5 protein-coding genes are annotated in these 14,172 nt (G+C 66.1%); all 5 read left to right on the forward strand.

What is annotated here, in order from left to right; genetic code table 11:
• Positions 1-102: 102 nt before the first annotated feature.
• The 5 genes from C8K66_RS01550 to C8K66_RS01570 are packed head-to-tail and all read left to right on the forward strand — an operon-like array spanning position 103 to position 14,153.
• Positions 103-4,374, forward strand: a complete 4,272-nt coding sequence (locus C8K66_RS01550) for a non-ribosomal peptide synthetase (RefSeq protein ID WP_108524096.1) — start codon at positions 103-105, stop codon at positions 4,372-4,374.
• Positions 4,371-9,692, forward strand: a complete 5,322-nt coding sequence (locus tag C8K66_RS01555; RefSeq protein WP_108524097.1) for a non-ribosomal peptide synthetase — start codon at positions 4,371-4,373, stop codon at positions 9,690-9,692. The genes C8K66_RS01550 and C8K66_RS01555 overlap by 4 nt, the downstream gene beginning before the upstream one ends.
• Positions 9,689-10,738 (forward strand): Gfo/Idh/MocA family oxidoreductase, encoded by a 1,050-nt coding sequence (locus C8K66_RS01560; RefSeq protein WP_108524098.1) that lies wholly within the window; start codon positions 9,689-9,691, stop codon positions 10,736-10,738. The genes C8K66_RS01555 and C8K66_RS01560 overlap by 4 nt, the downstream gene beginning before the upstream one ends.
• Complete coding sequence (locus tag C8K66_RS01565) at positions 10,735-12,462, forward strand: ABC transporter ATP-binding protein (protein WP_108524099.1); 1,728 nt, start codon at positions 10,735-10,737, stop codon at positions 12,460-12,462. The genes C8K66_RS01560 and C8K66_RS01565 overlap by 4 nt, the downstream gene beginning before the upstream one ends.
• Positions 12,459-14,153, forward strand: a complete 1,695-nt coding sequence (locus tag C8K66_RS01570) for an ABC transporter ATP-binding protein (RefSeq protein ID WP_108524100.1) — start codon at positions 12,459-12,461, stop codon at positions 14,151-14,153. Before C8K66_RS01565 ends, C8K66_RS01570 begins: the two co-directional genes overlap by 4 nt.
• Positions 14,154-14,172: the final 19 nt, after the last annotated feature.

A 14,172-nucleotide genomic window follows, 5' to 3' on the forward strand; every position in this document is an offset into this window, starting at 1 on the left:
GAGCGCTTTCTGAAAAACCGCTTGCGATAGAGTTCCAATTGAGAATGGCTTCCATCTTGGTGAGCCAGGGACTTTATCTAGACGGGTCACAGGAAGCTTTTCATGAGCGAGCTGACAACAGCAGACACCACCGCACTGCGCAGATGGTTGATCGAACACCTTGCCCAGTTGCTGGGCGCTACCGTGGAAGAAATCGACAGCCTGGGCGATGAGGAAAACCTCTTGGGCTGCGGGTTGGATTCCATCCGCCTGATGTACTTGCAGGAGCGCCTGCGCAGCCATGGGTTGCGGGTCGACTTCGCCCAACTCAGCGCCGAACCCAGCCTCGCGGCCTGGCTTGGGCTGCTGCATGGCCAGGCGGTGCGACGTGTGGAGGTGGCTGATGTCGCCCCGTTGAGCGCAGCCGACGACAGTTTTGAACTCAGCGCGGTGCAACAGGCGTACTGGCTGGGGCGCGGGCCCGCCGAAGTGCTGGGCAATATCAGTTGCCACGCATGGCTGGAATTCGATTGCCAGGGCATCGATGCGCAACGCCTGGAAGCGGCGGTCAAGTGCGTGCAGGCGCGTCACCCGATGTTGCGTGCCAGTTTCAACGACGGCCGCCAACGCATTCTTGGCGCAACGCAATTGCCGGTTTTCGACCATCAGGATTGGCGCCACCACACTCAAGCGGTTGCGCAAGACGCCTGGCACGCGCTGCGTGAATGGCGATCGCATGAATGCCTGGCCGTGGACGCGGGGCAGGTGTTGCTGGTCGGCCTGGTGCAGTTGCCCGAAGGCCGTGATCGTGTGTGGTTGAGTGTCGACCTGCTGGCGGTTGACGTGGAAAGCCTGCGCCTGTTGATGGCGCAACTGGGCCAGGCCTATCAGGCGCCGGCCGCGCTTGCACCCGCGCCGGACGTGCAATTTGCCGACTACCTGGGCCGGCGCCGCCAACGTCGCGCAGAGGCGTATGCGCGAGATCGTGAGCATTGGTGCCAACGCCTTGCGCAGTTGCCGGACGGCCCCGCACTGCCGCTGGCCTGTGCCCCGGAATCGATCCGTGCGCCACGGTTTACCCGCCAGGCTTACGTACTCAGTCACGCAGAAGCCGAACGCCTGCAACGCCAGGCGACGGCCCATGGCCTGACGTTGCCCAGTGTGTTCGCCACGGCATTCAACGCGGTGTTGGCACGCTGGAGTGAACAGTCGAGCTTCCTGCTCAATGTGCCGTTGTTCGACCGTCACGATGACCAGCAATCCATCGACCAGGTGATCGCCGACTTCACCACCTTGCTGCTGGTGGCGTGTGAAGACGCGCCGCAGTTGCCGTTTGCCGAAGGCGCCCGACGCTACCAGCGCGATTTGCACGCCACCATCGACCACGCGGCGTTTCCCGCGCTGGAAGTGCTGCGTGAGGCTCGTCGCCAAGGTCATCCGCGTTCCGCGCCGGTGGTGTTTTCCTGCAACCTGAGCGATTCGAGTTTTGTCCCCGCCAGCTTTCGCGAGGTGTTTGGCGACCTGCACGACATGCTCTCGCAAACCCCGCAAGTGTGGCTCGACCACCAACTGTATCGGCTTGAGGACGGTGTGCTGCTGGCCTGGGACAGCGTTGCCGAACTGTTCCCGCAAGGCGTGCCGCAGGCGATGTTCAGCGCCTATGTCGAGCTGGTGCAGCGTCTCGCCGACAGCGACTGGAACCAGCCGCAACCGGTGTTGTTGCCGCTGGCGCAACAGGCGCGCCGCGACCAGCAGAACAGCCTGCCGGCGTTGGCGCCGGGGCGTGGCCTGCTTGAAGACTTTTTTCGCCAAAGTGCCCGACAACCCGACGCACTCGCCCTGATCTGCGGCGCGCAACGCTGGACATATAACGATCTGGCCACCCAAGCCCTGCGTATAGCGGCGGGTTTGCTTGAGGCGGGCATGCGTCAGGGCGAGGCAGTGGAGGTCTGCCTGCCGCGTGGGCCTCGCCAGATCGCCGCGGTATTCGGCGTGCTGGCGGCCGGTGGTTGCTATGTGCCGGTGGACACCGCACAGCCGGTTGCGCGGCGCAGCCTGATCGAGTCGGCTGCGGGCATCACCCGAGTGATTGCCGATCAGCCGCCGGGCAACGCGCTGCAATGGCTTGACCCGGCGGTGCTTGAGCAGTCCGCGCCATTGGCCGCGCCGAAAACGCTATCGCCGCGCGCCAGCGCGTATGTGATCTACACCTCGGGCTCTACCGGCATTCCCAAAGGGGTTGAAGTCTGCCATGGCGCCGCAATCAACACGATCGACGCGGTGCAGGCCGAACTGCAGGTCACACCGAATGATTGCCTGCTGGCCGTGTCGGCGCTGGATTTCGACTTGTCGGTGTACGATCTGTTTGGCGTGCTGGGGCAGGGCGCTCGCCTGGTGCTGCTGCAACCTGAAGAAACCCGCGATGCGGCGCGTTGGGCGCAACTGATCGCCGAACACCGCGTGAGCCTGTGGAATTCGGCCCCGGCATTGCTGGAAATGGCCCTGGGCGTCGGCGCCGATGCCTGTGATTACCGAAGCCTGCGGGCGGTGTTGCTGTCGGGCGACTGGATTGCCCTCGACCTCGCCGCACGCCTGCGGCGCCACGCCACCGCGCAGTGCCGCGTGTACGGCCTGGGCGGCGCCACCGAGGCGGGTATCTGGTCGAACCTGCAAAGCATTGATGAGGTCCCCGACCACTGGCCGTCGATTCCCTATGGCAACCCTTTGGCCGGCCAGGCGTATCGGGTGGTGGACGCCACCGGGCGCGATGTGCCGGACCAGGTGATCGGGCAACTGTTGATCGGTGGTGCAAGCCTGGCGCGGGGGTATCGCAATGACCCGCTGCTGACCGCACAGCGCTTTCGCAGTGATGAGCACGGGCGTTGGTACCACACCGGCGACCGCGGGCGCTTCTGGGTCGATGGCACCCTTGAGTTTCTCGGGCGCATGGACCAGCAGGTCAAGCTGCGCGGGCAGCGTATCGAACTGGGGGAAATCGAAGCGGCGCTCACCGCCCACCCACGGATTGAAAGCGCCTGTGCCGCCGTGTTGAACGGCAGCCTCGGCGCGGCCGTGGTGATCAGCCCTGAATCTGCATCGGCGCAGGCGCTGCCGGCCGTCTCGATGCTCGACGACACCTTGGCCGCAGAACACCAGGTCACCGCGCAGCTGTTGCGCAGCCTGCTGCAAGACCCGCCGCCCAGCGCCCTGCTCGACACGTGGCGCGAGTGGCTGGCCGAGCATGTCGAGTCGCTCAGCCTGCACGACGCGTTGGCGCACTTAGGGTGGCGCGAGGCGGATCTGCACCGCATGGTCGGTGCCTTGCAGGTGCTGTTGCGCACCGAAGACGGCGCCTCGCAAGTGTTGTTCGATCCGTTGCTGGCACCGCAGGCCATGGCGTTGAACCTGCCGGCGGGCCGCCAGGTGTTGGACACCCTGAGCCAGGCGCTCCAACAACACCGCGGCACACCGCTGAAAGTCGCGGTGCTGGATGTGCGCGGCGGGCAGTTGCTGGAGCAATGGCTGAACCATGCGAGTTCGCGCGACGTGCAACTGACCTTGTTCGAGAGCAGCCCCGGCCTGCTGGCGGCCAGCGTGGGCAAGCGCCGGCGCGTGGCGAGCCAACTGCTGGTGGAGGGCGTGCTGCCCGCTGAACACTGGTCACAGTACGACGTGGTGATCAGCTTCGCGGCCTTGCACAGTTATGCTCAGCCCGGCGATGGGCTGAATCTGGCGCAGGCACTGCTCAAGCCGCAAGGCCGCCTGTTGCTGGCCGACCTGCTGCGCGACTCGCCGTTGCGGCTGGTCAGCGCGGCGCTGCTGGATGAGCGCGCACCGGTATTGCCTGACGCTGCCGAACTGGCGCACCTGCTCGGCCAGAGCGGTTTTCGCCACCTGGAATGCCTGTGGCAAAACCCCGCGATGCTGCTGTTGAGTGCGCGTGCGGCGGATGAAACCCTGACCGCTGAAAGCCTCGACCAATGGCTGCAACAACGCTTGCCCCAGGCGATGCGGCCCGAACATCTGTGGTCCGTACCGCGCCTGACACTGAATGCCAACGGCAAGATCGACCGCGCGCGCCTGCACGCCAGCCTCAGCGACGCGTTGCAACGCAGGCAACCGGCAAACAACGAAGACGGCGAACTCAGTGCCGAGCTACAGCCCCTGGCAGCGTGCTGGGAGGCCATCCTGGGACGGCCGGTGCACAGCGCCCAGGCGAGCTTTTTCAGCCTGGGCGGCGACAGCCTGCTGGCGACGCGGCTGCTGGCCAGCGTGCGTGAACAACTGGGCGCCAGCCTGCGCATGAGCGATTTCTACCTGCAGCCGACATTGGCAGGCATGGCCGCGCTGTTGGTGCGCAGCGGCGAAGTGGCTATCGAGGAGGGCGTGTTATGAGCCTGGATGATGTGCTGCACATCTGCCGTGAACGCCAGATCGAACTCTGGGCGACTGACGGCAAGCTGCATTTTCGCGCGCCGCAAGGCGCATTGGACTCAGCCCTGGCGGAGCGTATTCGCGCCCAGCGGCCAGCGCTGCTGGTGCATCTTGCGCCCCAACAATGGCGCGCACAGCCGGAGCAGGCGCTGCAACCCTTCGCCTTGAGCGCGGTACAGGGCGCCTATGTACTGGGGCGCAACCCGGCCTTTGACTATGGCGGCAACGCTTGCCACTTGTATGTCGAGTACCCGTGGCCGGCGAACGTCGACACCGGACACCTTGAACAGGCCTGGAACGCCGTGGTGCAACGTCACCCGATGCTGCGCGCGGTGGTCGATAACCATCAGCAACGTGTGCAAGCCCAGGTGCCATGGCAACAGCTGCCGGTGCATGACCGCCGCGACGCCACGCCCGAGGCGTTCGAGGCGCACCTGAACAGCGTGCGCAAGCGCCTGGACCATGCCTGCCATGCGCTCGATCAATGGCCGATCCTGCTGCCCGAACTGAGCGTGGGACGCGAGCAGGCAATCCTGCATTGCTCGGTGGATTTCACCTTGTTCGACTACGCCAGCCTGCAACTGCTGCTGGTAGAACTCACCCAGCGCTACTTGGAACCGACGCGCCACTGGCCGGCGCTGGAAGCGACCTTTCGCGACTACCTCGAGCACGAACAGCAAGCGCGCGGCAGCACCGCCTGGCACGCCGACAAGGCGTGGTGGCTGGCGCGCCTGGACAGCCTGCCCGGGCGTCCGGACCTGCCGCTGAGCGAGCACGCGGGCTTGGGCTCCACGCGTTTCGCCCACCACCATGGCGTGTTGAGCAGCGGGCAATGGAACGCCCTGTGCGCCCTTGCCAGCGCTCAAGGCCTCAGCGCGGCGGGCGTGACGCTGGCCGCGTTTGTCGAGGTGATCGGGCGCTGGAGCCAAAGCCCGGACTTTTGCCTGAACCTCACCGTGCTCAACCGGCCGAACCTGCACCCGCAATTGGACCAGGTCGTGGGGGACTTCACCGCCCTGAGCCTGCTCGCGGTGGACGGCACCGAGGGCGCCAGTTTTGTCCAGCGTGCGCGGCGTATCGGCGCGCAGCTGTTCGATGACCTCGACCACAGCCGCTTCACCGGCGTTGAGGTACTGCGCGAACTGGCCCGTGTGCGAGGGCGTGGCGCCGACCTGATGCCGGTGGTGTTCACCAGTGGCATCGGCAGCGTCGAACGCATGCTCGGCGATGCCGGGCGTGTGTTGCAGCCGCCCAGCTACATGATCAGCCAAACCCCGCAAGTGTGGATCGACTGCCAGGTCAGCGACCAATACGGCGGTTTGCAGATCGGCTGGGATGTCCGCATCGGCGTGTTGCCCGAGGGCATGGCCGCGCAGATGTTCGCAGCCTACGTCGACTTGCTGCAACGCTTGGCCTGCGACCCGCAATTGTGGCAAGCGCGTGGCGATATCGTGCTGCCCGCGCAGCAGGCAAACCCGCCGATCCACGCCAGCGCCCCAGCGCGCAATATCGCCGACGGCTTCGCCCAACAGGCGCGGCGAACTCCGGATGCCCTCGTGATCAGTGACCGCGACGGCCGTTACCGCTATCGCCAGGTCGCCCAGCATGCCGCCGCGGTGCGCAAGGCGCTTGAAGCGCTCGGCGTGCAGCCGGGCGCGCGGGTGGCGGTGATGCTGCCCAAGAGCGCCTGGCAACTGATGGCGGTGCTGGGCATTACCCAGATGGGCGCGGCCTATGTGCCGGTGGACATCCGCCAACCGGCCTTGCGCCGCGAGGCGATCCTGCGCGACGCGGGGATTGCCGCGGTGATTGCCCTGCAAGCCCAGGCATGGCCGGACACCCTTGAACTTCCGCGCATCGCCATCGATACGCTTGCCGCCGACCCGCATTGGCCAACCCGTGAGCCGCTGGCGGTAGAGGCCGCGGACCTGGCCTACATCATCTACACCTCAGGCTCCACCGGCACGCCCAAAGGCGTAATGCTCAGCCATGGCGCGGTGGTCAACACCCTCGATGACATCAACCAACGCTACGCGGTGAACGTCGATGACCGCGTGCTGGGCCTGGCAGAGTTGAGTTTCGACTTGTCGGTGTATGACTTCTTCGGCGCCACGGCGGTCGGTGCGCAGGTGGTGCTGCCCGACCCCGAGCGCGGCGCCGATCCTTCGCACTGGGCGCAATTGATGCAGGAACACGGCATCACCTTGTGGAACTCGGTGCCCGCACAAGGGCAGATGCTGGTGGATTACCTGGAGACCGAGCCCGGCGCAATCCCCGGGCCGCGCTGTGTGCTGTGGTCCGGCGACTGGATTCCCACCACGCTGCCGACGCGCTGGTGGCAACGCTGGCCCGAAAGCCAGTTGTTCAGCCTGGGCGGCGCCACCGAAGCGGCGATCTGGTCGGTGGAGCATCCCATTCGTGCCGAAGATACGGCCTTGCCGAGCATCCCCTACGGCCGGGCCCTCAAGCACCAGACCCTGGAAGTGCTCGACGCGCTGGGCCGCCAGTGCCCGGTGGGTGTGCGTGGTGAGATTCATATCGGCGGACTCGGCCTGGCCCTGGGTTATGCCGAAGACCCGCAACGCAGCGCCGAGCGGTTTATCACCCATGCCAGCGGGCGTCGCCTGTACCGCACGGGTGACCAGGGGCGTTACCTGGACGCGGAAGGCTTGATCGAGTTTCTTGGGCGCCAGGATGACCAGGTGAAGATTCGCGGTCACCGCATCGAACTGGCGGAAATCGACGCGGGCTGGCTGGCCCATCCGCAGATCGCCGCGAGTACCACGGTGTTGCTCGGCGAGCGTCACGAACGTTCGCTGTGCAGCTTCGTCACCCTGCACACCAACGCGCCTGCGCCTCACCTGAGCACACAGCTGGGCGAAGTCCTGCGCCAGGCACGCCACACCCTTGAACACGCGGATTTCGGCCCGCGCGCCGCCATCGAAGCAGCACTGGCGGCGCTGGATCGGGCGGCGGATGTGTCGTTGCTGCACTGGTTGGGCGGCAGTGGCTTGCTGATCCCGGGGCAGTCCGTGGCATTCGACTCGCTGTGCCAGGCCTTGCAACTCGACGCGGGTCAGCATCGCCTGTTGCGGCATTGGCTGACGTTGTTGACCGACAGCGGCTACCTGTGTGCAGACGATGACGGTTGGCGCTGCCAGGTCAGCACGGCTGACCTGAATCAGCACGATGCCTGGGCACAGTTCGCCCGCCTGGCGCCGAGCGGTCTTTGGCCGCTGGAATTGGTCGATTACCTGCGCACCAGCGCGACCCGCCTGGCCGAGCAATTGGACGGGCGCCTGAGCCCGGCAAGCCTGATGTTCCCGCAGGGCTCGGCACATATTGCCGAGGCGATGTACAGCCGTGGCCAGCATGCCCAAGTGCTGCATCGGGCCATGGCCGAGGCGGTTTGCGCGATCGTTGCGCGCCAGAGCCAGCGCCGCTGGCGCATCCTGGAAGTGGGCGCCGGCACCGGTGCCGCCAGTGCGCTGATCATCCCCGCGCTGGCGCCGTTGGTGGCGGACGGGGTGCAGATCGACTATGTGTTTTCCGACGTGTCGAGCTATTTCCTTAACGCTGCGCGCGAACGCTTTGCCGCGTATCCGTGGGTGCGCTTCATGCCGTTCGACATGAACAAACCCGCCTGCGAACAAGGGCTTGCCGCGGGGTCCCTGGACCTGCTGCTCAGCTCCGGCGCATTGAACAACGCCCTGGATACACCGCGCCTGCTCGCCGGGTTACGCCAATTGCTGCAAGCCGATGCCTGGCTGGTGATCCAGGAACTGACCCGCGAACACCGCGAAATCAGCATCAGCCAAAGCCTGATGATGGAGACGCCGCAGGACGTGCGCGCCACCTCCGGGCAGCTGTTCGTGCATACGGACCAGTGGCTGGCGTGGCTGAACAGCGAGGCCGGCGACCAGGCCGAATCGCTGGCGTCGACCGACAGCCTGCTGCACCTGCTGGGCTACGACCTGTTGGTCGCACGCGTGAAAACCGACCGGCCATTACTGAGCCAGGAGACGTTGCTGGCCTTCATCGCCGAGCGCGTGCCGCGTTATATGGTGCCGGCGCAGGTGCGGATACTCGACCGCTTGCCGGTCACCGCCAATGGCAAGATTGACCGCCGCGCGCTGACCACCCAAGCCGAGCAGCGCCAGCTCGAACCGGCACGCCGTGCGCGCACGGAAGTGGCGGATGAGCTGGTGCAGCGCTTGATCGCGCATTGGGAGCGAGTACTCGATTGCAGTGGGGTGTCGGCGGATCAGGATTTCTTCGGCGCCGGTGGTGACTCGCTGCTGATCGCGCAATTGATCGCCGGCTTGCGCGAGCAAGAGCCATTGGCCCGTGCGCAACCCTTCGACCGCCTGTTGCGCTGGGCTCTCAGCCAGCCGACCCCGGAAGGCCTGGCCCAGCGCTTGCGCAGTGAGTCGAGCAGTGAAGCCCCCGCAGTGGTGCCCTCCACGGACACCCGCCGTGCGCCGTTGGGTGGGCGCGGGCGGGTGGATGCGCTGACGGAACTGGCCGCGGGTGAAGGCACCGCGCGGGTGCTGGTGCATGAAGGGCTCGGCACGCTGCTGCCGTATCGCGGGTTGATCGCCGAACTGGCCGGCAGCGGCCCGTTGCTGGGATTGGCGGTGCACGACAGCGACGATTACCTGAGCCTGCCGCCGGAGCATATCAACGCCACCCTCGGCAAACGGTATGCCCAGGCGCTGTGGGACAGCGGCCGGCGCCGCTTCGACTTGCTGGGCTACTGCTCCGGCGGGCTGGTAACGCTGGAGCTGGCCAAGGCCCTGCTGCAATTGGGCGCCGAGGTGCGTCGGGTGGACATCGTATCGAGCTACCGCATTCCGTACCTGGTGGAGGATGAAGTGCAGATGCTCTACAGCTTCGCCGGCACCCTGGGGCTGGACACCGCTGCGCTGGGGTTGCCGGCGGCTGAACAGTTGCTCGACAAACACCTGGGTCTGGACGCCACCGCGCTCAGATCCCGCGTACTGGCGGCGGCCAAGGGCATTGCCGATGAGCAGTTGTATCGGGTGTTCGCTCATTCCGTGCGCGCCAGCCACTACAGCGACGGCGCGCCGTATGTGGGCGCCATCCGCCTGTTTGTGCCGAGTGTCGCCAACCCGTTGATCCCCGATCACCAGGCCGCTCTGCAGGCCTGGTGGCAGGCGGCGTCGTTGGCGCCGCTGACTGTGCAGACCCTGCGCGGCAATCACTTCGAGTGCTTGAACGCCGGGCTGAGTCGTTACTTGCTGGAGGAACGCCCATGACTATGCCTGTGAAAACCCTGGTGGTGGGCTCGCGCTTTGGCCAGTTCTACGCCGTTGGTGTGGCTGCGGCCGAGCACCTGGAACTGGTCGGGGTGCTGGGGCAGGGCAGTCGTCGCTCCCGCGCACTGGCTCGCTATCTCGAAGTGCCGTGTTTCGAGGCCTTGGCCCACGTACCCGCCGACACACAACTGGCTTGCGTAGCGGTGGGCGGCGCAGCAAGGGGCGAACAGGGCCCCGCCTTGGCGCAAGCGCTGATGGAGCGGGGCATTGATGTGCTGATCGAGCACCCGTTGCTGCCCCAGGAACTGCAAGACTTGCTGAGCACGGCGGCGCGCTTGCATCGGCGCTGCCTGCTCAACAGTTTCTACCCGCAGTTGCCGTGCGTGGCGCGGTTCATCGAGCTGGCGCGGCAGCTGCATCGTCAACAGGGCATTCGCCATATCGACGCCGACTGCGCGGTGCAGGTGAGTTACGCGACCCTCGATGTGCTGGCGGCGCTGTTGGAATCGGTAGGCCCATGGTCGGTGGACTGCGTGGCACCGGCGCTGTCGGCCTGGCGGGATATCAGCCTAGTCATGGCGCAAGTGCCGGTGTCGTTGCGCGTGCTCAATGAGTTGGCCGCCAATGATGACGGGCGCATGCAGAGGCTGCAGCGCATCAGCATCGCCACTGACAGCGGCACGTTGCTGTTGGCCTCGCCCCACGGACCGTTGCTGTGGCTGCCGGCCGTGCGTGCGCCGGTGCAAGATGCCGACGGGGTGTTCGACCTGTTTGGGCCGCAGGCCGATGAGCCGCTGCCGTGCGCCGAAGTGTTGGAGGCCGCGGCGGCGGATTGGGCGCAGGTTTACCGCCGCGTCTGGCCGACAGCTGCGGCCAGTGCATTGCAACCGCTGATCACGGGGGTGGGGCTGGCGCGCCTGCAACAGCGCAGCCTGGAAGTGGTGAGGCTATGGCAACAGGTGACGGCGGCGCTCGGGTTCCCGCAGCAGCCGTCGCTGACGTTACCGGCGGCCGGCCTGGCCCAGGCATTGGAGCACGTCCGATGAGCCACTTGAGCGAAATGCTGCGTCCTTTCCGTGCGCGCTTAGGGGCGGCGATCGCGTTGCAGGCCGTCGCCGGGATCTGCTCGCTGCTGCCGCTGATAGCCTTGGCGCAACTGGCGGACAGCTTGCGCCAGGCGCCGCCGCTGGCGTCTTCGGCACTGAACTGGGTGGTGGTGGCGGTGGTGGCGTCAGCGCTGTGGTTGTGCGGCCAGACCCTGGCCTTGCACCTGACCCATCAGGTGGACGCCGACCTGTGTGACCGTCTGCGCGTGCGCCTGGCCGAGCATCTGCAACGCTTGCCCTTGGGCTGGTTTGCACGGCTGGGGCCCGAGGGCGTCACCCGTTACTCCGAGCAGGATGTGCGGGCCTTGCACCAACTGGTGGGCCATGCGCCGACCGACCTGGTCAACCTGCTGTTGATTCCCATGGCCACCCTGGCCTACCTGCTGTGGAGCAACAGTGTCCTGGCGCTCTGGTGCCTGTTGCCGTTGGCATTGGGCGTGTTGGGTTATTGGCGCCTGGGCTCGGCGCATTACCGCGAGGACGTGGCCCAGCGCAATGGCGCAATCCAGCGGTTGTTCAGCGACTACAGCCAGTTCGCCGGCAACCTGGGCCTGGTCCGGCAATTTCCCAGTGCGGGCATTCATCGCCGTGTGCAAGAGGCGGTGCAGCAGTTTGATCAGCGCTTCAGCCATTGGGTGAGTCGCGCCGGTCATCTTGCTGCGCTGATCCAGGTCCTGCTCAGCGCACCGTGGCTGTTGGCCTGGGTGGTACTTGGCACACTATTTATCGGCGTGAGCGAAGTGGGCGCCGTGCAGGTGTGCGGCTTTTTGCTGCTGGTGCGCGCCATGGCGGCGCCGGTATTAGCGCTGGGGCACGGCTTTGATGCGCTGAACAACGCGCGCGCAAGTGCCCGACGCCTACAGGAGGTGTTGAGTACACCGCCGTTGATCGAGCCCGACGCGCCGCAATCGCCTCGGGACGCCAGCGTGGAGATGCTCGATGTGAGCTTCTCCCAGGGTGATGTCACGGTACTGAAGGCGATCAACCTGCGCCTGGAGCCGGGCACTACCACCGCGCTGGTGGGGCCGTCCGGCGCGGGAAAAAGCACCTTGGCCGGTTTGATCGCCCGCTTTATGGACGTCGACAGCGGGCATGTGCGCGTGGGCGGGGTGGATGTTCGGCAGATCGCCAGCCGCCAATTGCAGCAGCATCTGGCGCTGGTGTTTCAGCAGGCGGGGGCATTGCGCCTGTCACTGGCGCAAAACATCGCCCTGTATCAGCCGCACGCCAGTGAAAAACAGATTCGCGCCGCGGCCAAGGCGGCCTGCCTGGATGACTGGATCATGGGGTTGCCCAAGGGCTACGCCAGCGTGGTGGACGATGATGTGCGGCTGTCCGGCGGCGAATTGCAGCGCCTGGCGATTGCGCGGGCGCTGCTGTCGCGGGCGCCGATCATGTTGCTCGACGAACCCACCTCCGCCACCGACCCGCAGACCGAGCGCGCCTTGCGTACTGCACTGCGCGACGACGCAGCCGGGCGCACGCGGCTGATCATCGCCCATCGCCTGGAAACCATCGCCCATGCCGAGCAGATCCTGGTGCTCTGCGAAGGGCGCATTGTGCAGCGCGGATGTCATGCACAGTTGTTGGCCGTGGACGGTCTGTACCGCCAGCTGTGGGACGAGCAAATGTCGACGGCCGATCAACTGGAGTTCGTGTCATGAGTGTACTTTCGCCGTTGCGTCATTTGCCCGACCAGGCCCGGCGCGTACTGCGCGGCGCCCTGGGGTGGATGCTACTGGCCGCCGTGCTGGATGGCTTGGCGGGGTTGGCGCTGGTGCCGCTGATACTGGCCTGGTTCGATCAACAGAGTGTGCAGCCAAGTGTGCTGCTGTTGCTGGGGCTGACGTTGTTGCAGGCCTTGGTCAGCTACGTTGCCCAGCGCCGTGGTTATCTGGCGGGAGCCGGGTTGGCGGCCGGCCTGGTCTCGCAACTGGTGCAACAGCTGCCGCGCTTGCCATTGGCGCGTCAGGGCCAGTTGGAAGACTTGGTGCGCGGGCCGGTGTTCAACAGCATGGGCATCCCGGCGCACTTGCTGGCGCCGCTGGTAACGGCGCTGGTGACGCCGACGATGGTGGTGCTGGGGCTGATCTTTATTGAACCGCGTTTGGCGCTGGTGTTGGCCCTGGCTTATCTGCCGTTGTTCGCCCTGCTGCGTTGGGCCGGGCGACGTAGCCTGGCGCTGGAGCAACTGCGCCAGCAAGTCGACCGTCGCGCCGGGCAGCTGTTGCAGACATTCGCGCAGCAACAGGCCTTGATCCGCAGCGCCGGTGATGCCAGCCAGGGCCAGTTGGCGTTGCGTCAGGCCTTGCACGAGCAACACCAGGCCACGCACCGTCTCAACCGCCGCGCGTTGCCCAGCGGGCTTGGCTTTGCGGCGGCGGTGCAGGTGGTGTTTTCGCTGGTGTTGGCAGGTGGCGTGCTGGCGGTGGCGGCGGGGCAGCTATCCGGCGCGCTGTTGGTGGCGGTGTTGGTGTTGCTGGTGCGCTTCATCGAACCGCTGTCGCAACTGGCTTACCTGGACCAGGCTTTACGTATGGCGTGGCAGGCGTTGTCTCAAGTGCTCACGGTGTTGGCCGTGCCGACGCTGCACAGCCCGCACCCCGGAGAGCAGCCTCGGGATGCGAGTTTGCAAGGGCAAGGCTTGAATATCTGCGGCGAAGGCGGCGAGCAGTTGCTCAAGGATGTGGACATCCATTGCGCGCCGGGAACGTTCACGGCGATTGTCGGTCCGTCGGGCGCGGGTAAAAGTACTCTGCTGGCCTTGCTGGGGCGTGGCATGGACCCGCAGACCGGCGCAGTACGACTCGGCCAGGTGGACATTCGCCAGCTAAGCGAACACACCTTGGCCAACCACCTCACGCAAGTGTTCCAGAACAGCGGGCTGTTTGCCGGCAGCCTGCTGTGGAATGTCAGCATGGCCCGGCCGCAAGCCACGCCTGCGCAACTGCAACACGCCGCCAAGGATGCTGCATTGGATGAGGTGCTCAGCAGCCTGCCGCAGGGTTGGCACAGTGAGGTGGGGCCGGGCGGCGCATTACTCTCGGGCGGCCAGCGGCAACGGGTCGGCCTGGCGCGCGCGCTGCTGTCCCCGGCGCCGATCCTGTTGCTTGACGAACCCACCGCCAGCCTCGATGCGCGCTGCGAAGCACGGGTCAATCGCAGCCTGCAGGCGCTGCATGGCAGGCGCACCGTGGTGTTGGTGTCGCACAACCCGATGTTGGTGCGCGGTGCCGATCAGATCCTGGTGCTGGAAGGCGGCAGCGTCAGCGGCTGCGGCAGTCATGAGCAGTTGCTGGCCACGCACCGCTGGTATGCGCAGTTCGTCGAGCAAAACCTGCCGGGCAGCCATTGAAAAAGTCCCTTAATCGAAA

Source organism: Pseudomonas sp. GV105 (assembly GCF_003058185.1).
GTDB classification, from domain to species: Bacteria; Pseudomonadota; Gammaproteobacteria; order Pseudomonadales; family Pseudomonadaceae; genus Aquipseudomonas; species Aquipseudomonas veronii.